This is a genomic window from Rhizobium sp. TH2, assembly GCF_024707525.1.
Lineage (GTDB): Bacteria > Pseudomonadota > Alphaproteobacteria > Rhizobiales > Rhizobiaceae > Rhizobium_E.
Map to the genome: position 1 here is coordinate 5307501 of NZ_CP062231.1, position 21851 is coordinate 5329351.

Annotated in this window: 17 protein-coding genes, 1 tRNA gene and 2 rRNA genes (1 of these 20 only partly in view); 19 read left to right on the forward strand and 1 reads right to left on the reverse strand. The window is 60.3% G+C overall.

Annotated elements, in window-relative coordinates:
• The 3 genes from IHQ71_RS26015 to IHQ71_RS26025 form a co-directional block, all read left to right on the forward strand.
• Positions 1 to 2444: ribosomal RNA gene (locus IHQ71_RS26015) — 23S ribosomal RNA — on the forward strand (it extends 355 nt beyond the left edge of the window).
• Between the two features lie 273 nt (positions 2445 to 2717).
• Positions 2718 to 2832: ribosomal RNA gene (gene rrf / locus IHQ71_RS26020) — 5S ribosomal RNA — on the forward strand.
• Between the two features lie 233 nt (positions 2833 to 3065).
• Positions 3066 to 3142, forward strand: a tRNA-Met gene (locus IHQ71_RS26025).
• 109 nt (positions 3143 to 3251) lie between these two features.
• Here IHQ71_RS26025 and IHQ71_RS26030 read toward each other — a convergent pair.
• The gene (locus IHQ71_RS26030) at positions 3252 to 3557 is read right to left on the reverse strand and encodes a hypothetical protein (protein ID WP_258159293.1); all 306 of its coding nucleotides are present in this window, start codon (positions 3555 to 3557) and stop codon (positions 3252 to 3254) included.
• Positions 3558 to 3861: 304 nt separating this feature from the next.
• Between IHQ71_RS26030 and IHQ71_RS26035 the strand changes: the two genes are divergently transcribed.
• From IHQ71_RS26035 to IHQ71_RS26110, 16 genes are all read left to right on the forward strand, one after another.
• Positions 3862 to 4200 carry a non-heme iron oxygenase ferredoxin subunit gene (locus IHQ71_RS26035; RefSeq protein ID WP_258159294.1) on the forward strand — a complete coding sequence of 113 codons (339 nt, stop codon included), beginning with the start codon at positions 3862 to 3864 and terminating at the stop codon, positions 4198 to 4200.
• A gap of 83 nt (positions 4201 to 4283) precedes the next feature.
• Positions 4284 to 5579, forward strand: a complete 1296-nt coding sequence (locus tag IHQ71_RS26040; protein ID WP_258159295.1) for a sugar ABC transporter substrate-binding protein — start codon at positions 4284 to 4286, stop codon at positions 5577 to 5579.
• Between the two features lie 84 nt (positions 5580 to 5663).
• Entirely contained in the window at positions 5664 to 6653 is a 990-nt protein-coding gene (locus tag IHQ71_RS26045) for an ABC transporter permease (RefSeq protein WP_258159296.1), read from the forward strand.
• Positions 6650 to 7666: an ABC transporter permease gene (locus IHQ71_RS26050; RefSeq protein ID WP_258159297.1), complete on the forward strand. Its 1017-nt coding sequence runs from the start codon at positions 6650 to 6652 to the stop codon at positions 7664 to 7666. Before IHQ71_RS26045 ends, IHQ71_RS26050 begins: the two co-directional genes overlap by 4 nt.
• 33 nt (positions 7667 to 7699) lie before the next feature.
• Positions 7700 to 9250 (forward strand): FGGY-family carbohydrate kinase, encoded by a 1551-nt coding sequence (locus IHQ71_RS26055; RefSeq protein WP_258159298.1) that lies wholly within the window; start codon positions 7700 to 7702, stop codon positions 9248 to 9250.
• A gap of 7 nt (positions 9251 to 9257) precedes the next feature.
• Positions 9258 to 10751 carry a sugar ABC transporter ATP-binding protein gene (locus IHQ71_RS26060; protein WP_258159299.1) on the forward strand — a complete coding sequence of 498 codons (1494 nt, stop codon included), beginning with the start codon at positions 9258 to 9260 and terminating at the stop codon, positions 10749 to 10751.
• Between the two features lie 164 nt (positions 10752 to 10915).
• Positions 10916 to 11905 (forward strand): fatty acid desaturase, encoded by a 990-nt coding sequence (locus IHQ71_RS26065; protein ID WP_258159300.1) that lies wholly within the window; start codon positions 10916 to 10918, stop codon positions 11903 to 11905.
• Entirely contained in the window at positions 11902 to 13128 is a 1227-nt protein-coding gene (locus tag IHQ71_RS26070) for an NAD(P)/FAD-dependent oxidoreductase (protein ID WP_258159301.1), read from the forward strand. Before IHQ71_RS26065 ends, IHQ71_RS26070 begins: the two co-directional genes overlap by 4 nt.
• A gap of 15 nt (positions 13129 to 13143) precedes the next feature.
• On the forward strand, positions 13144 to 14250 hold the full coding sequence (locus IHQ71_RS26075) for a zinc-binding dehydrogenase (RefSeq protein WP_374990057.1): 1107 nt from the start codon (positions 13144 to 13146) through the stop codon (positions 14248 to 14250).
• A gap of 157 nt (positions 14251 to 14407) precedes the next feature.
• A complete protein-coding gene (locus tag IHQ71_RS26080; protein WP_258159303.1) occupies positions 14408 to 15118 on the forward strand; it encodes an alpha/beta hydrolase in 711 nt (236 codons plus the stop codon).
• Positions 15097 to 16029: a LysR substrate-binding domain-containing protein gene (locus IHQ71_RS26085; RefSeq protein ID WP_258159304.1), complete on the forward strand. Its 933-nt coding sequence runs from the start codon at positions 15097 to 15099 to the stop codon at positions 16027 to 16029. The genes IHQ71_RS26080 and IHQ71_RS26085 overlap by 22 nt, the downstream gene beginning before the upstream one ends.
• A gap of 121 nt (positions 16030 to 16150) precedes the next feature.
• Positions 16151 to 17143: a cytochrome c oxidase subunit II gene (gene coxB / locus IHQ71_RS26090; RefSeq protein ID WP_258159305.1), complete on the forward strand. Its 993-nt coding sequence runs from the start codon at positions 16151 to 16153 to the stop codon at positions 17141 to 17143.
• Positions 17140 to 19659, forward strand: a complete 2520-nt coding sequence (ctaD, locus tag IHQ71_RS26095) for a cytochrome c oxidase subunit I (RefSeq protein ID WP_258159306.1) — start codon at positions 17140 to 17142, stop codon at positions 19657 to 19659. Before coxB ends, ctaD begins: the two co-directional genes overlap by 4 nt.
• Positions 19659 to 20039 (forward strand): hypothetical protein, encoded by a 381-nt coding sequence (locus IHQ71_RS26100; RefSeq protein ID WP_258159307.1) that lies wholly within the window; start codon positions 19659 to 19661, stop codon positions 20037 to 20039. The genes ctaD and IHQ71_RS26100 overlap by 1 nt, the downstream gene beginning before the upstream one ends.
• On the forward strand, positions 20036 to 20647 hold the full coding sequence (locus IHQ71_RS26105; RefSeq protein WP_258159308.1) for a cytochrome c oxidase assembly protein: 612 nt from the start codon (positions 20036 to 20038) through the stop codon (positions 20645 to 20647). Before IHQ71_RS26100 ends, IHQ71_RS26105 begins: the two co-directional genes overlap by 4 nt.
• Positions 20644 to 21666, forward strand: a complete 1023-nt coding sequence (locus tag IHQ71_RS26110) for a c-type cytochrome (protein WP_258159309.1) — start codon at positions 20644 to 20646, stop codon at positions 21664 to 21666. The genes IHQ71_RS26105 and IHQ71_RS26110 overlap by 4 nt, the downstream gene beginning before the upstream one ends.
• Positions 21667 to 21851: the final 185 nt, after the last annotated feature.

The following is a 21851-nucleotide window of genomic DNA, read 5'->3' on the forward strand; positions in this document are numbered from 1 at the left end:
AAGTCCGGCCTTAGCGGGTGATAGCCCCGTACATGTAGAACACTCATTGTCCTTGAGTAGGGCGGGACACGTGAAATCCTGTCTGAACATGGGGAGACCACTCTCCAAGCCTAAGTACTCGTGCATGACCGATAGCGAACAAGTACCGTGAGGGAAAGGTGAAAAGCACCCCGACAAGGGGAGTGAAATAGAACCTGAAACCGGTTGCCTACAAACAGTGGAAGCCCGCAAGGGTGACTGCGTACCTTTTGTATAATGGGTCAACGACTTAGTGTAACAAGCAAGCTTAAGCCGGTAGGTGTAGGCGCAGCGAAAGCGAGTGTTAATAGCGCGATTTAGTTTGTTGCATTAGACCCGAAACCAGGTGATCTAGCCATGAGCAGGTTGAAGGTTGGGTAACACCAACTGGAGGACCGAACCCGCATCTGTTGCAATAGATTGGGATGACTTGTGGTTAGGGGTGAAAGGCCAATCAAACCTGGAGATAGCTGGTTCTCCGCGAAATCTATTTAGGTAGAGCGTCGATCGAATACCCCCGGGGGTAGAGCACTGGATGGGCTATGGGGACTCACCGTCTTACTGATCCTAACCAAACTCCGAATACCGGGGAGTACTAATCGGCAGACACACGGCGGGTGCTAACGTCCGTCGTGAAAAGGGCAACAACCCTAACCTCCAGCTAAGGTCCCCAAGTCATGGCTAAGTGGGAAAGGATGTGAGACTCCCAAAACAACCAGGATGTTGGCTTAGAAGCAGCCATCATTTAAAGAAAGCGTAACAGCTCACTGGTCTAATTAAGGGGTTTTGCGCCGAAAATGTAACGGGGCTAAAGCCATGCACCGAAGCTGAGGATGTGCACGCAAGTGTACGTGGTAGCGGAGCGTTCCGTAAGCCTGTGAAGGAGGACCCGTGAGGGCCTCTGGAGGTATCGGAAGTGCGAATGTTGACATGAGTAACGATAAAGGGAGTGAGAGACTCCCTCGCCGAAAGACCAAGGGTTCCTGCTTAAAGTTAATCTGAGCAGGGTTAGCCGGCCCCTAAGGCGAGGCAGAAATGCGTAGTCGATGGGAACCACGTTAATATTCGTGGGCCTGGTGGTAGTGACGGATTGCGTAACTTGTTCAGTCTTATTGGATTGATTGGGCAGGGAAGCGGTTCCAGGAAATAGCTCCACCGTATAGACCGTACCCGAAACCGACACAGGTGGTCAGGTAGAGCATACCAAGGCGCTTGAGAGAACTATGTTGAAGGAACTCGGCAAATTGCACGCGTAACTTCGGAAGAAGCGTGACCCTATTGTACGCAAGTGCAGTAGGGTGGCACAGACCAGGGGGTAGCGACTGTTTATCAAAAACACAGGGCTCTGCGAAGTAGCAATACGACGTATAGGGTCTGACGCCTGCCCGGTGCTGGAAGGTTAAGAGGAGAGGTGCAAGCTTTGAATCGAAGCCCCAGTAAACGGCGGCCGTAACTATAACGGTCCTAAGGTAGCGAAATTCCTTGTCGGGTAAGTTCCGACCTGCACGAATGGCGTAACGACTTCCCCGCTGTCTCCAACATAGACTCAGTGAAATTGAATTCCCCGTGAAGATGCGGGGTTCCTGCGGTCAGACGGAAAGACCCCGTGCACCTTTACTATAGCTTTACACTGGCATTCGCCAAGGCATGTGTAGGATAGGTGGTAGGCTTTGAAGCGAGGGCGCCAGCTCTCGTGGAGCCATCCTTGAAATACCACCCTTATCTTCGTGGATGTCTAACCGCGGTCCGTCATCCGGGTCCGGGACAGTGTATGGTGGGTAGTTTGACTGGGGCGGTCGCCTCCGAAAGAGTAACGGAGGCGCGCGATGGTGGGCTCAGAACGGTCGGAAATCGTTCGTCGAGTGCAATGGCATAAGCCCGCCTGACTGCGAGACTGACAAGTCGAGCAGAGACGAAAGTCGGTCATAGTGATCCGGTGGTCCCGCGTGGAAGGGCCATCGCTCAACGGATAAAAGGTACGCCGGGGATAACAGGCTGATGACCCCCAAGAGTCCATATCGACGGGGTTGTTTGGCACCTCGATGTCGACTCATCGCATCCTGGGGCTGGAGCAGGTCCCAAGGGTATGGCTGTTCGCCATTTAAAGCGGTACGTGAGTTGGGTTCAGAACGTCGTGAGACAGTTCGGTCCCTATCTGCCGTGGGTGTAGGAATATTGACAGGATCTGTCCCTAGTACGAGAGGACCGGGATGGACGTATCTCTGGTGGATCTGTTGTCCTGCCAAGGGCATAGCAGAGTAGCTATATACGGAATGGATAACCGCTGAAGGCATCTAAGCGGGAAACCAACCTGAAAACGAGTGTTCCCTGAGAGCCGTGGAAGACGACCACGTTGATAGGACGGGTGTGGAAGCATGGCAACATGTGAAGCTTACCGTTACTAATAGCTCGATAGACTTCATCGTTCTCATTGATAATGTTCATCTTCCGGCGAAGGCTTTGCCTTCTCCGGTGAACATCATCTGCTTTCTTTGTCCTGACGCGCGAAAGAGCGCTCCGGACGGGCTCCGCCACACGCGTGGCGACGGCCTACCGGCCTGTATGGGTAATTCCATCGCAGGCTGTTGAGAAACATTGTGAAAACACTGCATTCATTCAAATAAACAAAGAGATGATGCGGAGCTTTATCAAGCCCGCGATCTCGCCAGCTTCTCATGATTAGCTTTGCGCTTTGCCGACCTGGTGGTTCTGGCGGGGTGGCCGCACCCGTTCCCATTCCGAACACGGCCGTGAAACGCCCCAGCGCCGATGGTACTTTGTCTTAAGGCACGGGAGAGTAGGTCGCTGCCAGGTCTGCAAAACGCAAAACTAATCATTCTCAGCAAACGATCACAACCGGCAACGACCGGACATACTACGGGCCGCCCTCAAAGCGGCCCATTGTCGTTGTAAGATCATAGATAAGCCGGACCCAATGTCCGAAGACTTACGCGGGGTGGAGCAGCCCCCGCCGACCCGCAGAAGCCAAAGACTTCGAGGACCGGCAAAACAAAGAAGACCGGGCAATGCTCGGCAGCTCAAAATTACGCGGGGTGGAGCAGCCCGGTAGCTCGTCAGGCTCATAACCTGAAGGCCGCAGGTTCAAATCCTGCCCCCGCAACCAAATCAAAGCCGTCACAGAAATGTGGCGGCTTTTTTGTTGCCGAAACGGGCGCGGGCTTAGCGCACTCGCCAGCTTCAGAAAGAAGACATCAAGCTCCCCCGCGAGGCTCTCAAATCCCGGATCCATCGAGCTCTGGGGCGTCTTTGCCCTCCCAGGGCGAGGGAAATGAGGTGCGAGCCAGGTTGGCTGAAGGCATCGGCATCCAGCACTTCAATTCCGGCTCCGCGTATTCAACAATGCGACCCGGCGAGGAATCCGAGGAGCGCCATCCTTCTCCGCCGAACTGATCACCATTCGACCAATAGGCGAGATCGACTTCCGCTGGCCCCTGCTCGGACTGGCGGATCGTTACGAGGATGCGATTGCCGTCTTTCGGTGCGCCTGACATATGTCGCCAGAGTTCTGGTTCGTCCATTATTCCCTCCTGTCCGCCCGCGGCTTGGAGTGTCGCCTTGCGAACAAGAACGGTCAACCCAAACTTTGCAAAGTAAGGTCATCGCACCAGCCGATTTGAACGACGGGGGTCTGAAGTTCGGCTCTCAACACCGTCGCGGGTCAGCCTTCTGACCGGCCCCTGCCAGCTGAACCACCGGCGGCAGGTCGGCGAACCAGGAGTGCCAATGACCCTATCTAAAGAATGAATTTGAGCACCCGGGAGGCATAACTAAGATCAGAACGAACCTAATCGGCAATGAAACAAACAAAATCGAAAGAATACCATGGGTGAGGAGAGCTCCAACGTAACCGCGTCGGAATGGGTCATGGCAGTGGAGGCCGGGGCGCTCGCATTGGAGGATGCGATGCGGTTCAATCACAATGGACAGTGCATTGCCGTCTATAATCTGTCCGGAACGTTTTTTGCCACCGCGGGAATCTGCACGCACGAGCATGCCTTCATGTCCGAGGGATATATCGACGGCGAGACCATCGAATGTCCGCTGCATCAGGGGCTGTTCAACATACGCACGGGTGCCGCGCTTTCGCCGCCCGTCACGAAGAATCTGAAAACTTTCAAGACCAAGGTCGAGAATGGGCAGGTGTACGTGCTGGTCGAGTGACCGGCCGTACGGAGGAATGCTGGCGCGCCCGGAGGAGCGGCGCGATCAGATGGGACAATATCGTCCAGTTTAGGGAGGAAACCATGTTGAGAATTACACGGCGCGCCGTCATTGGCGGCGCAATGAGCCTCGTTGCATTTGCGGCTGCCCAGGGCTGTCTGACCGTTCAGGCACATGCCGAGGGCGTTCATGATGTGCTGAATGGCCTGATCGCATCCTATTCGAAGAGTGCGCAGGAGGGCATCTCCAACAAAAGTGTCGGTGAACTGTTCGAAAAAGACGGATTCCGCGACTATCTCGATGCCTATCCGGTCGGCGGACTGGCCGAGGGCTTCGTATGGAAGCCGGGCATGGGCGCGACGTTCACCGGTCCTTACAGCAAGCTCGAGATCAAGGCACCGTTCACCGACTACATTCCGCTGCCCGAAGGGGCGGTGCTCGATCCCAAGAAGACCTACAAGATCGGCTTCGTCTTCCATGGCTTCAACCATCCCTGGCTGATCAGCCTCGCCGATACCGCCGCGTGGGAGGCTGCCCGCCATCCGAACATCCAGATCGAGGTCATCGACGCTGAGTTCGACGACAACAAGATGGGACAGGTCATCGATACCTGGGTCGCCAAGCAATATGATGGCATCGTGCTCTGGCCGTCGCGCGAAGCGCCGATGGGCCCGCCGGTCGATCGCGCGATCGACGCCGGTATTCCGGTCGTCAGCGTCGACCGCCGCACCTCGTCCGAGAAGATCAGTTCCGAAGTCCTCGGCAATTTCTACGCCAACGGACTGCAGGAAGGTCTCTATCTCAAGGAAGTGATGAAGGAGGGCAATATCGTCCTCAACCGCAAGGATCTCGGCAGCACCGCCGACTCGATCCGCACCGGTGCCTTCCTCGAAGCGATCGGCAATGTCGATGGCTTCAACATCCAGGGCAACTATCACACCAACAGCCAGCGCACCTTGGCGTTCCAGTCGACCGCGGATGCGCTCCAGGCCTATAGCGATATCGCCGTGAGCTTCAATACAGGCGGCGAGGAAGCGATGGGCGCACTCGATGCTATTCGTGAGGCAAAGCGCCTGAATTCAGCGCCGGGCAGCAAGAAGATCGTGATCCTCGCCAACGACGACGCGAAGGAAGTCCTGAAGGAGATCATCGACGGGAATATCGACATGGTGTCGCCCTATACGCCGCTGATCGGCGATATCGGCATCCGCGCGGTCATCAAGCATATCGGTGCCAAGGAAGGTCTCAACGAGGCTCCGCCGAAACTCATCATGACCCCGAACCTGCCGATGATCACCAAGACCAAGATGACCATCGAAGGCGTCGAGACCATGACGCCGGACGAGTGGCCCTATGCCTATGGTCCGGCCGTCAACTAAAGGGACAGAGTTCCCACGAAGCGCGCCGCAGCCTGTTCACCGGCTGCGGCGCTAGACCATAAGTTATTCCGGCGGACCCGTCACATGACCATCATCGAAGAGAAGCCTTCGTTCAAAACAGCCGGGTGGCAGGCGCAGACGCGATTTCTGCCCGAGATCGGCGATCTCAGCCGTGTCGCGGTACTGATCGCGCTGGTCGCCGCGGGCCAGGTTCTCTATCCCGGCTTCCTGTCGTCGGAGAACCTTCGCGTCATCTTCACCGCCGTGGCCGGAATAGGCATCCTCGCCTTCGGCATGACGATGGTCGTAATAACCGGCGAGATCGACCTCTCCGTGGCCGGTGTCGCTGTGCTCTCAACCGTTATCGGCGGGCTGTTGCTGCCTACCGGATCGCCGGTGCTGATCCTCGGAGCAACCTTGCTATGCGGGCTCTGTCTTGGGATCGCCAATGGCGTACTCGTGGCGAAAGTCGGCATTTCCTCGCTGATCTCGACGCTCGCGATGCTGGGCATTGCAGGTGCCCTTGCAAACATCTTCTCCGCCGGCCAGGCGACCTATCCGGAAAAGATCGCGGAATATATGTGGTTCGGACGCGGCGCCCTTCTCGGTGTGCCGGTGCCGATCATCCTGCTGGCGGTTCTGGCGCTCATCTGCGTTTTCATCACGAGAAGCTCGACCTTCGGGCGCAAGCTCTACGCCACGGGCGGCAATGCGCGCGCCGCACTTTTGTCCGGCATCCGGATCGACCGCGTGAAGATCGCGGTCTTCGCATTCTGCGGCCTCTGCGCCGCACTCACCGGCCTCATCGAGAGCGCCCGGCTCGGCTATATCAATCCCGCCGCCTTTCCGGGCCTGGAGCTCAAGGTACTGGCGGTGACGGTGCTTGGCGGCGCCGCACTTGCCGGCGGCACCGGCTCGGTGTTCGGCACGCTCACCGCAACCCTGATCATCGGTGTGATCAACAACCTGCTCAACCAGATGGGCGTCAGCTTCTACATGCAGCAGGTCGTCACCGCGCTCGTCATCCTCGTCGTCGTCATGCCGGGCATGAAGAACCGGAGGTTCGTGAAATGATCATCGCCGAAACCACGCCTGTGCCGGCCGTTCGACCGCCCTGGGTCGGAAACGTCGCCAAAGAACCGATCCTGTGGATCATCCTGGCGATCCTGATTGTTGGGGCCGCGACATCGCCTCACTATCTCTCGGCGCTCAACATCCAGAATCTGCTGCGCAACGCAGCCCTCGTCGGATTGCTCGCCAGCGGCATGGCCGTCGTCCTGATCACCGGCAGGATCGACCTCTCGGTGGCCGCCAACATGGTCTTCTCGATCATCATCGGCGTCGTCATCACCGCCTGGCTCGGCCGCGAACTGGGCCTGAGGTGGATTGTCAAGGGCAACACATTCGCGGGCTCGCCGCTGCCTTTCATCGCCATCTCGCTACTGACCGGGATCGCCGTCGGTGTCATCAACGGGATCGGTGTCGCCTATTTCAAGGTGGCGTCCTTCATCATGACGCTGGTGTCGCTGACGGCCTTGCGCGGCCTGAGCTATCTAGCCACCAACGGGGCACCCTTCTATCTGAAGGGCGCATTCTTCAATTGGCTGAGCGACGCGCTCTGGCTTGGCATACCGGTCAGCTTCGTGCTGCTCTTGTTCCTCGTATCGCTCGCACAGAGTTTTCTTTCCAGAACCGTGGCGGGCAACCGGCTCTACGCGATCGGCGGCAACGAGACTGCCACTCTCTATTCCGGTATCAAGACCAACAGGTATATCGTCGCGGCATTCGCGCTGAGCGGGCTATTCGCGACGATGGGGGGATTGGTTTTTACCGCCCGGCTCAAATCCGTCGAGGCGGCGCTGGCGCAAGGCTATGAGCTGACGGCGATCGCCATCGCCGTCATCGGAGGCGTGGCGCTTGCCGGAGGGACCGGATCTCTGTGGCGTGTGCTTCTGGCGGCGGTCGCCTTCTCGGCGGGGCTGAACCTGCTCGCCATGTGGGGCGTCCCGACCTGGTATCAGAATCTCACGATCGGAGCCGTGCTGATCCTCGCCGTGAGCCTGAGCCGCTTTCAACGCAAGACGTAATCACTCAATCGACTGGCATGGGGAGGAACTCGCTTGGCTGGACATCTTACAATCGGAATCGATATCGGGACCACGAATGTGAAAGCCTGCGTGCTCGACACGCAGACCGGAAAGATCATGGCGTTCGGATCGCAGGAGCACCCGCTCTTTCATCCACGGCCGGGCTGGGCGGAGCAGGAGGCCGACAATTATTGGCAGGCTGTTACCTCCTCGATCCGGCAATGTCTCGAACAGGGCAATTTCGCCGACCAGATCGCCGGCGTTGCGATTTCGGGCCTCGTCGGCGTCACGCTTCCCGTCAACGACAAGGGCAAGCCGCTCCGCCCGGCGATGATCTGGATGGATTCACGTTCCGAGGAAGAATGCACGGATATCCGCAACACGATCGGCGAGAAGGAGATCAACCGCAACAACGGCAATCGTGTCGCGCCGTGGTTCATCGATCCCAAGGCGCTGTGGATCGCCAAGCATGAGCCGCATGTCTTTGCCGCAACGCATAAGTTCCTGTCGCCCGCGGGCTATTGCACCTATCGCATGTGCGGCAATTTCACGATGAACACGGGCGATGCCGGCCTCGCCTATGCCTACGAATACCAGAAGGAAGCCTGGAGCCCGGCGGTCGCCAACGCGATCGGCATTCCGATCGAGAAGTTCCCCAGGCTTTACAGATCGCACGAGGTCGTCGGCGAGATCACCACCAAGGCGGCCGAGGAGACCGGTCTGCGCCCTGGCACGATCGTCGCGGCCGGCGGCACGGACATCAGTTCCGCCGCCCTCGGCGTCGGCGTCACCAAGGCTGGCGAAGCCTTCTATTCCATGGGCACGGGATCGAATCTCGGGATCATGATCCCGACCGAGCAGGTGCTGGAAGAATACCGCATCCTGAAATGGCCGCATGTCCTGCCGGGTCTGACCATGTTCGACGCACCCATGGCGTTTACGGGCGCTTCGCTCAAGTGGTTCCGCGATCAGTTCGGTGACTCCGAATTCCGTCTTGCCGAGCGCATGGGCCAGAATGTGTTCGATCTCTTCACCGAGCAGGCAAAGCACGTGCCGGCTTGCTCGAACGGCCTGCTCTATCTGCCCTATCTCGGCAATTCGCTGGCGCCCAACTGGAATAGCAACGCGACCGGCGTCTTCTTCGGCGTGCAGCCGACGACCACGCGTGCGACGATGATTCGTTCGCTGATCGAGGGCGTGGCGTTCGACCTGCTCTCCAACTTCCGCATCGCGGAAGAGGCCGGCGCCAGGATCGACACGCTCGTCCTCAATGGTGGCCCGACCAAGAGCCGGTTCTGGAACCAGATCACCGCAAATGTCGTCAACCGGCCGCTCAAGGTTCCCGATATCGGCGAGGCGGCCCCGATCGGGGACGCGGTGCTCGCAGCCGTCGCGGCCGGGATCTATCCCGATCCGGTCACGCCGCTCGCCGACATCATCCGGATCAAGGAGACGATCGACCCCGACCCCGCCGCCAACCGCCGCTATGTGGATTTCTTCGAGGAATGGCGGGCGATCTATCAGAGCCTCATGCCATCGATGGACCGGCATCGGGGCCTGCTCGAAAAATACTCGGTGAATTGAGGGCGCCATGGAAAACCAGACGCCGCTCCTCGAACTTCGCAATATCAGCAAGACCTTTCCCGGAGTCCGGGCTCTCGCCGATGTGTCCTTCGATTTGAAGGCCGGTGAAGTTCACGCACTTGTCGGTGAGAACGGCGCGGGCAAATCGACGCTGCTCTCCTGCATGAACGGTCTGCAACAGCCCAACGAGGGCCATATCCTGATCGGCGGCGAGCAGGTGACACTTGCCACGCCGACGATCGCGATCGAGCACCGGCTGGCGATGGTGCACCAGGAACTCGTGCTCTGCCCCAATCTCAGCGTGGCACAGAACATGTTCCTGGGCCGCGAGCCGAGAAGCAGTTTCGGCCGGATCGATCGGGCGACGATGAACCGCAAGGCGAGCGAGTTGCTCGAAACCATCGGCGTGCGCATCGACCCCAACCGGGAACTCAGGACGCTCAGTCTCAACGAACAGCAGATCGTCGAAATCTGCCGCGCACTGGCCACCGATCCGAAAGTGATCGTTCTCGACGAACCGACCGCATCGCTGAACGACGACCAGGTCGCCCACCTGCTCAGTGTGGTGAAGATGCTGAAATCCAAAGGGCTCGGGATCGTCTATGTTTCCCATCGCCTCAACGAGGTGCTCGAGATCTCCGACCGCATCACCGTGCTCAGGGATGGCAGGGTCGTGACGACGCTTGACGCGACCGGTGTGACCGAGCCGCTGCTCGTGTCTCACATGGTCGGAAAGGCGAAGGCCGATCTGCAAAGCGTCTATCGCCCTCGTGCTCAGGGCGAAGTCAGGCTCAAGGTCGATCGGCTCGCCAAAACGGGGAAGTTCAGGGAAATTTCCTTCGAGCTCAGGAAAGGCGAGATACTGGGTGTCGCCGGTTTGCTCGGCTGCAATCGCGAAGCCCTGGCACAGGCACTGTTCGGCGCAATCTCGACCGACGAGGGCCGGATCGTCATCGACAATTCGATGGTCAGGCTGAGATCGCCGCATGATGCCATCCGGCTGGGCGTTGCCTATATGCCGGCGGACCGCAAGCACGAAGGCCTGGTCCTCGGAATGAATGTCGCGGACAATGCGTCGATGACGATGCTCGGGGTCGTGGGCAAATGGGGAGTGCTGCGTCATGGACGGGTCCGCCGACTGGCATCGGACCTCGTCAAGCTGCTTTCGATCAAGGTCAGCACGATTGCGCAGAAGGCCTCCCAATTGTCGGGCGGCAATCAGCAGAAAATCGTCATCGGCAAATGGATAGCAAGAAAGAGCGGGATCGTCATTGCCGAGGATCCCACTCGCGGTGTGGACGTTGGCGCAAAGGCCGAGATCTGGGATGCCCTGCAGACTTTGGCAGAAGAAGGCCGGGCGCTGATCCTGATGACCACGGAGCTGCAGGAAATGCTGCACGTCTGCGACCGCATCATCGTTATGAGCCGCGGCAGGATCACCGGAGAGTTCCAACGATCCGAATTTTCGGCCGAAGCCATAACGCAGCGGTTCTTCGCGTGAGCGAAGCCGCAGTGCCGGGCGGGATTTCCTCCCCGGGGCCCGCCCGGCCCTCTCTTTTGAACATCACCTCGCGCCAGCAATGACCCTATCGGAACAATGAATTTTTCCAACGCCGGGGCAGTCGCTAGAGTTGCGACGGTCACAACTTTGAGGTGGAGAACGCCATGGAAGGCAATAATTCGGCAAGCTATGCCGGCATAGGCGGCGTCGGCAGCAACATATGGCCGCTCACCGGTCCGGAAGTCGTTTCGCGTGTCAAGCTCAAGGAATTGCGCGTGCGGACAAACGGGCCGGGACTCTATAACCTGGCGGTCCATATCCTCGCGCTGGCAGTCACCGCCTCGCTTATCTACCTCTCCTCGGGAAACCTCTGGCTGCAGATTCCCGCGATGCTGCTCTACGGCACTGTCATCGTACTGATGTTTGCGCCCTTGCACGAATGCTCGCATGGCACGGCCTTCCGGTCCCGCTGGCTCAATCATCTGGTCGGCTTTACGATCGGCGCGATCACGATGCGGCCCTTCCTCTATTTCAAGTACCGGCACGCTGCGCACCACACTTACACCCAGCATGACGAGCGTGACCCTGACATCGTGCCGTTCCCGACGAGTCTGAGGGAGTATTTCTCGATGATCCTCGGTGCCTCGTTCTGGCCCAAGCTGGTTGGCACGCTGGTTCGCGGTTCGACCGGGCGCTACACCGAGGAAGAGCAGACCTTCCTGCCGGACTCGGTCCGGGGCCAGGTCTCGCTTGAGATCAGGCTGCTCGTCTTGCTCTATATCGCCATTGCCGCCGCCTCGATCTATTTCGGCAGCATGATCGCACTCACCTATTGGTTCATCCCACGGGTGATCGGCGAACCGGTTCTGCGTGCGATCCGCATGGCCGAACATACCGGTGCCGACGAAAGCCCGGATCTGCTTGCCAATACGCGGACGACCCTGGTCAATCCGGTCCTCCGCCAGCTCTACTGGAACATGCCCTTCCACGCCGAGCATCATCTTGCCTCGTCCGTTCCCTTCCATGCACTGGGCCGCCTGCACGATCATGTCGAGCCGCATCTCAAGCATGTCAGCAAGGGCTATATCCAGGTCCATCGCGAGATCCTCGGGGAAGTCATGCGGTTACGCCGCGAGGCGAGACCTGCGGCATGAGCAGCGTGGACCTACCCATCGTGATCGTCGGCGCCGGGCACGCCGGTGGCCGCTGCGCCGAACGGCTCAGGCATTTCGGCTGGCAGGGCGGCATCATCCTCGTCGGCGACGAGCCCTGCCTTCCCTACGAGAGGCCTCCGTTGTCAAAGGCCATGCTGGTCGACAGCGTTGAGCCTCGTCCATCATTCGTGATCGATCTCGACATGCTGGCGGGATTGAACATCGAGCATATTGCCGGACAGGTCGTGCAGTCGATCGACCTCAGGAACAGGAAGGTACGGCTCGGCGACAACAGGCAGATCGGCTACGGCAAGCTGGTGCTTGCCACGGGGCTCACGCCGCGCCGGCTGCCGATGCTCGATGTGCTGGGCTCGCGCGTCTGTTATCTGCACAAGCTGGAACAGGCACGTGCGCTGCGGGGCGCGATCAAGCCGGGTGTGAAACTGCTGATCGTCGGTGCCGGCTTCATTGGTCTTGAAGTGGCTGCAAGCGCCAGCAAGCTTGGCGCCGAGGTGACGGTCATCGAGGCCGCGTCGCGACCGCTCGGGCGCGTCATGCCGGCACGGATCGCGGATCTGATCACGGCCCGCCATCGGGCTGCTGGTGTTCGCATCCTGTGCGATCAAGGCTTCGAGGAGATCATCCAGACGCTGCGGCGGATTTCCATGAGGTTGCACGGCGGCGAGATGGTTCATCCCGATCTCGTTCTCGTCGGCATCGGCGGCTCGCCGAACGATACGCTCGCCCGCTCGGCCGGATTGATGGTCGACAATGGCATCGAGGTCGATGAATATTGTCGCACCAGCGACCCACATGTCTATGCCATCGGCGACGCCGCTTCGCAGCGGAATGCGCGCTACGACCGGCGCTGGCGGCTCGAATCCTGGATGAATGCCGAGGAGATGGCGGCCAATGCGGCGAGCGCGATCTGCGGTCAACCGCCGAACGAGGCCTCCGTCCCCTATTTCTGGACCGACCAGTTCGATCACCGTTACCAGATTGCAGGACTGCTCGAGCCGGAAGCGGATGTTTACGAACAGGGCGTCGCTGGCGAAAGCGGCTATCTCGCCTGCTTTGTCGTCGACGGGATGATGCGGGGCCTCTTCGGCATCGATGCCGGCAAGGCGTTCCGCAAGGCGCGGAACCTGATGCGCAACGGCCGTGCCAGCCGCGAAGACCTGCGTGCCGCGGGCCTTGTGCCCATTCACGAAGCCGCGGCCTGAAGGGAGCTTGCGATGATCCTGTCCCCCGCAGCCATATGCGTGGCGCCCAACCAATTGCTCGAAATCGATGACGTCACGGTGGAGGGGCCGCAGGCGGGCGAGGTGCTCGTCGAGATCGTCGCGAGCGGCCTCTGTCACACCGACCTGACGGCCCTTGAGGGGATCAATGCGAGCAGCGTCTATCCGCTGATACCGGGCCACGAAGGTGCAGGCCGAGTGGTCGAGGTCGGCGCCGGCGTCGCGACGCTTGCGCGCGGCGACCACGTCATCCCGCTCTATGGTCCCGAATGCGGCGAATGCAGCATGTGCCGCTCGAAGCGTACCAATCTCTGTTGGACCATCAAGCCGACGCGTGACCACGGCGTGATGCCTGATGGTTCGTCGCGCTTCAGGCGCGGGCAGGAGCCGGTTCACCATTTCATGGGAACTTCGACGCTGTCACGCTACACGGTGGTGCCGGAAATCGCGCTCGCGAAGATCCGCAAGGATGCGCCGCTCGACAAGGTCTGCTTGTTCGGCTGCGGCGTCACCACGGGCGTCGGCGCGGCACTCACCCATATCAGGCCGGGAGACAATGTCGCGGTCTTCGGGCTCGGCGGGATTGGTGTCAACATCATTCAAGGGGCGCGGATCGCTGGCGCGGCACGCATCATCGGCATCGACATCAGCCGCAGCAAGACCGAACTCGCCCGGAGTTACGGCATGACTGACTTTCTTGTTCCGGGCGAAGATGTCCCCGATCCGGTCATCGCCATCCGCGACCTGACGGGCGGCGGCGTCGATGTTGCCTTCGAATGCACGGGCGTGCTCAAGGTCATGCGGCAGTCGCTGGACTGTTGTGTTCCGGCCTGGGGCAAGAGTGTCTTGCTTGGTGTCGAGCCGGCCGGTAGCGAACTGTCGTTCCCGCCGGTCCAGGTGCGTTACGGAAAATCGATTCTCGGCAGCTATTTCGGCGGCGTGAAAGGCCGAAGCGAATTGCCTGCGCTCATCGATCGCTTCATGGCGGGCGAGATCGACGTCGACAGGCAGATTACTCACCGACTCACGCTCGCCCAGGTCAACGAAGGCTTCGAACTCATGCGATCCGGCCGTTCGGTTCGCAGCGTCGTGATGTTCGAATAAGGCAATCAGCGTGGCACGATCCGACGAACCCGACTACGTCTTCCGCGACCGGCATCCGGAGCGCCACGATGTCTACGCCCTCTATGATCGGGAGAGCGAACGGACGCGCAGGGCAGTCAAATGTCTGCTCGATCTGCCATATGGGACACATCCCCGGATGGCATTCGACCTGTTCCCGGGCGGAAGACACGCGCCTTTGGCAATCTTTTTTCACGGCGGCTATTGGCAGAGTCTCGACAAACGGCGCTTCAGCTTCGTTGCCAATTCGCTTCTTGCAAAAGGATTTTCTGTCGCCCTTCCGAACTATCCGCTGGCACCGGAGGTGCGGCTAGAACAGATTACCGAAGCGGCGACCGCCAGCATTCCGGCGATAGTCGATGCTGTCAGCGAGCACACCGGACCGCCGTCGTCGTGGTTGACCACCGGCCATTCCGCGGGCGGCCATCTCGCGGTCTGGGCGGGCCTTCACACCCGGCCTCATCCGACTGTCTCCGCCATTCCCTTTGCCGGCATGGCACCGGTCAGCGGAATATTCGATGTCCGGCCACTGGTCGGCACCAGCCTCGATCAGGCGCTTGGCCTGACGATCCACCGTGCCGCGAGGCTGAGCCCCGTCGACTGCGACTTGCCGCCGGCCCGCTATCGCATATTGGTCGGAGCCGAGGAAACATCTGGCTTTCTCGATCAGGCTGCGGGATTTGCCAGCCGTCTGAGGTCCGCGGGCCGTGATGGGGAGTCGCGCGTCCTCGCTGGACTGAATCATTATACAATTCTAAAGGATCTTCTTTTGCCGGACTCGATCATTGCCGGCGTACTGAAGGAGATGGCTGACATGGAGGAGAAGCCGTGCCGGGAGGCGAAACGATAACAAGAAGCAAGATCACGTATGTCAATTTCAATCAGCTTCGGTCGTTCTATGCCGTGGCGCGCGAGTTGAGTTTCACCAAGGCCGCCGACTTGCTTTGTATTGGCCAGCCGACAGTGACCACGCAGGTCAAGGCGCTGGAGGAGACCTATAATCTGCAGCTCTTCGTGCGGGGGCCGAACGATCTTACCCTCACCGATGCCGGCGAGGCGTTGCTCGCGGTGGCGCGGCAGATATTCTCGCTCGAGGAGCGGGCGCATTCGTTGCTGAATACCGTTGGCAACCAGTTCGCTGGCCGGCTCCATATCGGCACGGTCGGGCCGTTTTTCGTGATGAAACAACTGTCGAAATATATCGACCGCTATCCGCTGATGCATGTGACGCTGGAAAGCGCGAATTCCGACTCCATCTACCAGAAGCTTCTCAACTACGAGGTGGATGTCGGCATCATCGGCAGCGATTATAATGATCCGCGTCTGGATCTGGTCTGTCTCGGCAAGCATGAAGTGGTTATCGCCGTGCCGGTTACACATCCGTGGGCACATCGGACGCAGCTCAACATCGAGGAACTGGACGGCCAACGGATCATCATGCGTGAAAAGGGATCGATGACCCGCCGAGCACTGGAAGAGGTGCTCGCGACAAACAACATTCGACCGAACATCGTCATGGAACTGCCGCGCGATTCCGTGCTCGAAGCGACGGCCGCCGGATTGGGACTCGGCATCGTCTCCGACTTCGAATTTTCGCGCGACGACAGGCTCCGCACACTTTCGATTGCTCAACACAGACCGTTCACGCGTTCTTTCGCGGCCTGCCTCAAGGAGCGGAGGTCGCTTCCGTCAATAGACGCATTCATGAAGATGTCGCGAGAAATGGTGGTCGAGACGGCCGAGGCGCTCTGTTCGTCATAGAGACCTTGGAGGAACCGCTTGTGCAAGGCGATTCTTGCCGGCCATCCCGATGACGCGGCGGTGGAACCGGGCAACGAGATTCGGCGTTTAGGTCGTTCCTGGGTATCTTTGGGGAATTGCTTTGGGCGCCGGCAAGACGATCCGCACGATCTACCCGGGCATCATCGTCGTTCTCCTATCGGGCTGCGCCGACCAGCAGTCGGCGCTGAACCCCGCCGGCGAGGAAGCCCAATCTGTCTATGTCCTCTTTCTCACGATGGCTGCGGGCGCCGCCATCATCTGGCTGATTGTCATCGGGCTGATGATCCATGCATTTCGCGAAGGGCGGAAGCAGCATCCACAGGAGGGCTCGCAGGCCCTGATCCTCTGGGGAGGCGCGGTATTCCCCTCCGCGGTGCTTCTGCTTCTGCTGGCTTACACGCTGTGGCTCATGCCCAATGTCAGGCCCTGGCTCGGTGGGCAGGAGGCTGCACCGCGCATAGAGATTTCAGGGGAGCAATATTGGTGGCGTATCCGCTACCGCGATTCCGAGGGCGAGTTGCTCTTCGAAACCGCCAATGAGCTGCGCCTGCCCCTCGGCGAGCCGACCACGTTCTCGCTGTTGGCCCGCGACGTCATCCATTCCTTCTGGATTCCAGCCTTGGGCGGCAAGATGGACATGATCCCGGGCCGCACCAATCAGTTGACCCTGACGCCGACGCGAGCCGGAATCTATCGCGGACCATGCGCCGAATTCTGCGGCACATCGCATGCGCTGATGTTGGTGACGGCTGTGGTGATGGAGCGCCGGGACTACGACAGATGGATCGCCGGACGGACAAGCCGCGCCACGCTGCCATCGAGCGATGGCGCCGTACTCTTCGTCAAGCACGGCTGCCCCGCCTGTCATGCAGTTGCCGGGACAGAAGCGGTGGGCCGGATTGGTCCGGATTTGACGTTTCTCGGCGAACGGGCGACGGTCGGGGCGGGCGCGCTTGAAAACACGCCCGAGAATATTGCGCGCTTTATCCGCGATCCCTCAGCCATCAAGCCCGGCGCGACGATGCCCGCCTTCGACATGCTGCCCGAAGCCGAAATCAGAACGCTTGCCGCCTGGCTCGGAGGCCTCGAATGACCATCGAGATCGCCGACGCCCTGCCGGAGAACGAGCGCCGAGAGCAGGAAGAGCGGCTGCGGGCGGTGTGGGCCAGCCCCACCGGCTGGCGCTACTGGACATCGGTCAACAATACCCAGATTGGCCTTTGGTATGGTGCTGCGGCCATGATCTTCATGCTCTTCGGCGGCGTGCTGGCGCTTCTGATGCGGGTTCAACTCGCCGTGCCAAGGAACGATTTCCTGTCGGCTGACCTCTTCAACCAGGCCTTCACGCTGCATGGCACGGTGATGATGTTCCTCTTTGCCGTGCCGATCTTCGAGGCGGTGGCGATCTTCCTCCTGCCGTCGATGCTCGGCGCCCGCGAACTGCCGTTTCCGCGCCTTTCCGCTTTCGGCTTCTGGAGTTTCGTGCTCGGCGGCGTCTTCGTCTGCGGTTCGATCTTCTTCAACGCCGCGCCGAATACCGGCTGGTTCATGTATCCGCCGCTCGCCACCGACAAGCAATATTCCGGCATCGGCGCGGATATCTGGCTGCTCGGCCTCTCCTTCATCGAGGTGGCATCCATTGCCGCGGCCGTCGAACTTATCGTCGGCATCATGAAATGCCGCGCGCCGGGCATGCGCATCAATCTGATGCCGCTCTTTGCCTGGTACCTGCTGATCGTCGCCGGCATGATCCTGTTTGCCTTTCCGCCGCTGATCGCCGGCGACATCCTGTTCGAAATGGAGCGGATGTTCGACTGGCCGTTCTTCGATGCGGCGCGCGGCGGCGATCCCCTGCTCTGGCAGCATCTCTTCTGGATCTTCGGCCACCCCGAGGTCTACATCATCTTTCTGCCGGCGATCGCATTGATGGCGATGATCGTGCCGACCTTCTCACAGCGGCCGATCGTCGGCTACACCTGGATCGTGCTGGCCGCTGTCGGCACCGGTTTCCTGAGCTTCGGGCTCTGGGTGCATCACATGTTCACCACCGGCCTGCCGCAGATCTCGCTCGCGTTTTTCTCGGCGGCATCGGAGGCCGTGGCGATCCCCACAGGCGTACAGATCTTCGTCTTCATCGCCACCATGCTGGCCGGGCGCGTGATCCTCTCCGTGCCGATGCTGTTCGGCGCAGGGGGGCTCGCGATCTTCGTTATCGGCGGCCTGACCGGCGTTATGGTCGCCCTGGTGCCCTTTGACTGGCAGGCGCACGACACCTATTTCGTCGTCGCCCATATGCACTACGTGATGATAGGCGGCGTCCTGTTTCCCGTCGTCGCCGGCCTCTATTACTATTTCCCGCTGATCAACGCGAAGCACCTTCACGAAACATGGGGCAAGGTCGCGTTCTGGCTGATGTTTGCGGGCTTCAACATCGCCTTTTTCCCGATGCACATCACTGGTCTGCGCGGCATGCCGCGACGCATCTTCACCTATCCGGAAGAGGTGGGCTGGGATTGGCTGAACCTGATCTCGACAACAGGCGCATTCATCTTCGCCAGCGGCGTCGCCATCATCGTCATCGATGTCCTCTGGCCGAAGCATCGGCGGCCGAAGAGCGAGGTCAATCCCTGGAATTCAGGCACGCTCGAATGGATCAGCGAGCCCGAGGAAAATTGGGGTGTCCGCTCAGTGCCTGTCATAAAGAGCCGCTATCCGCTGTGGGATCAGCCCAACCTGATGGAGGACATCAAAGCCGGCCGCTTCTATCTGCCCGATGCGAGGGAAGGCCAGCGCGAGACGCTCGTGACGTCGGTGCTCGACGCCGAGCCTCAACTGCTCCTCCGTGTCGCGGGCACGTCCTATCTCACCATCGTCTCGGCGCTTTCGCTCGGTGGCGTGTTCATCGCGCTCACATTCCACTGGTGGATCACCGCGATCGTCTCCGGCGTGATCACGCTCGCGGCTATCCTGCTTTGGCTCTGGAATGGCACCAACGAAATCCCCGACCACGAGGAGAAGGATGTCGGCCTCGGATTGAAGCTGCCGCTCTATGCCTCCGGTCCGGCTTCCGTGGGCTGGTGGGCAATGTTCATCACCATGGTCGGCGACGGCACCGCCTTCGGCAGCCTGCTGTTCGGCTATTTCTTTTATTGGACGATACATGACGATTTCACCGGCGGTTTGGCCGGACCGGGCATGTTCTGGCCCCTCGTGGCGCTGGTACTGTTGCTCCTGGCCTGGGCCCAGATGCTTGTCGCGCGGCGGCTGAATGCAGCGGGTGAGATCGGCTGGACCCGGCTTGTGCTCTTTGCGGCGCTCTTGCTGACCCTCGGCGGCTCGCTCGCCGGCCTTTATGGGCCATGGTCACACGGCATGGACCCGACGGCTCATGTCTATCCCGCTATTGTCTGGGTGCTGGTGCTCTGGACTGTGCTCCACGCGGCTGTCGGCGCCATCATGCAGGCCTATTGCCTCGCGCGCAGTTTCGCCGGCCGGCTGTCGGCGCGCTACGACATGGATCTCCACAATGTCGTGCTCTACTGGCACTTCATGGCCGTTACCGCCCTTTCGACCTTTGTCGTCATAGGCCTCTTTCCGGAGATGCGGTGATGCGGCTGATACCGAAGGAAATCGAATCGCTCTGGACGCTGTTCACCGCCCCGGTGGTCTGGGCGCTGCATTTCTTGGCAAGCTACGGCGCTTTCTCGGTCTATTGCGCCAAGGCAGGCGTCGCAGGATTCAGCTTCGACACATTGCGCATCGTGCTGGCAACGGTCACGATTGTCGCGCTGGCTGTCATCGTCATGGCCGCCTGGCTCGCATGGCGGCAATGGGGTTTCGGTGTCCACGATCCCCCGCACGACGAACCGACGCACCATGCGCGCACGCTTTTCCAGGGCTTTGCGACGCTGCTTCTCTCCGGCCTCAGCTTCACGGCGGTGCTCTATGGCGCACTGCCGCTGATCTTCATCGAAGGATGCCAACGATGACGAGAGCAAGCCTCGCCGCCGGTATCCTTGTACTGCTCGCCGCCTGGCTTCTGGCAGCCGGTGGTGAACGCTCTTTCGCCGTCCACATGGTCGCCCACATGGCCGTCGTCGCCATCGCTGCGCCATTGACTGCCATCGGGCTGCATGGAACGCGGCTGGATTTCTTTCCAGCACTGACATGGATCACGCCGCTCACCGCGTCGTTCATCGAACTGATCGCGGTCTGGTTTTGGCACCTGCCGCAAATTCGGCTTCTCGCCGACCAGTCACCCGTTGCCGCAAATCTGGAGCAGGCAACTTTCCTCGCCGCCGGTCTGCTCCTTTGGCTGAGCTGTCTCTCGGCGTCTCGTCTTGCCGGTGCCGGAGGACTGCTCTTCACATCCATGCACATGACGCTGCTGGGGGTCCTGTTAGCAATGTCGCCGCGACCGCTCTATGCCACGGGACAGGTGATCTGCTTCAGCGTGCCTATCAGCGCTGCGGTGGATCAGCAGGTCGGCGGTGTCGCAATGCTACTCGTCGGTGCCATCTCCTATCTCGCCGGCGGCGTCGCCCTGCTGTATCGCTTGCTCGCCGACTCCAATGAAACAGGGGAGCAGGCAGGATGACGATAGGATGGAAACACCTCGTCGCGGCACTCGCCTCCATCCTGATCGGCGGCATCGTGATCGCGTGGCTTGGCGTGATCGATATCCGCGCAAGTTCCGGCCATTGGCGCGCGACCGACTGGTTCCTGCACTTCGTGATGCGTTCTTCTGTTCGCACCTCCGCCATCGGCGTCGAAGTGCCCGATCTTGGCAATCCGGCCTACCTGCCTCTCGCCGCTGGCCATTATGAAGCCGCCTGCGCCGATTGCCACGGATCGCCGGAACGCGGCCGCTCGCCGGCCGTGCTCGCCATGCTGCCGCCGCCACCCGATCTCAAGGGCGTGGTCCGGGAATGGTCGGACGCGGAACTATTCCAGATTGTCAGACATGGCGTGCGCTATACCGGCATGCCTGCCTGGCCGACGGCGAACCGGGATGACGAGGTCTGGGCAATGGTTGCCTTCCTGCGGCGCTACCCGGAGATCGATGCTAAAGCCTACCATCGCCTTCGCGGCGCGCGGGAGCCGACGAGCGCTGCCGAACCGGACGAGCGTGTGGAAGGTTGCGACGCTTGCCATGCGTCGATGCGCTTGGACGGCAGCAGCTTGATCCCAAGGCTCAATGGTCAGTCGGAAACGTATCTCGTCGAAAGCCTGGAAGCTTTCCGAGACGGGCGGCGTTCAAGCGGCATCATGCAAACAGCGGTCGCCGCGCTGGACGACACCGACATTGCGGGACTGGCGAAAGTCTATGCTGACCGTCCGATGGAGGATCGTCGCACGGCGCAGCCGCCTGCACTCGTTGTCTCGGGAGATGCCGCCCGCAAGATCCCGGCTTGCTCGACCTGCCACGACAAGCCCGGGCTCAATCCGGCCTTTCCGAAGCTTTCCGGCTTGAGTCGAAATTACATCCGAAATCAGCTCAAGCTCTTTGTCGCTGGCGCGCGTGGCGGCACAGCTTATCGCGAACTCATGTACCGGGCAGTGCGAAGCCTGACGGAGCAGGATATCGAAGCTCTGGCCGAACATTACGGCCGATAGTCGCCTTGTCGTGAGGGAGATCAGGCAACCCTGAAGTGCTCTAGCCGTGGACTTGGCATTCCCTTGCGTGGCGTCAGGATTGGGTCGAATTGTTCGGTTTCCTCATGCGCCGCCATCGATCTCTCCTACAGATGTCGGGATGGAACGCGATGTAAATCAAAAAGTTCGACAACGCCGTGGCGCTG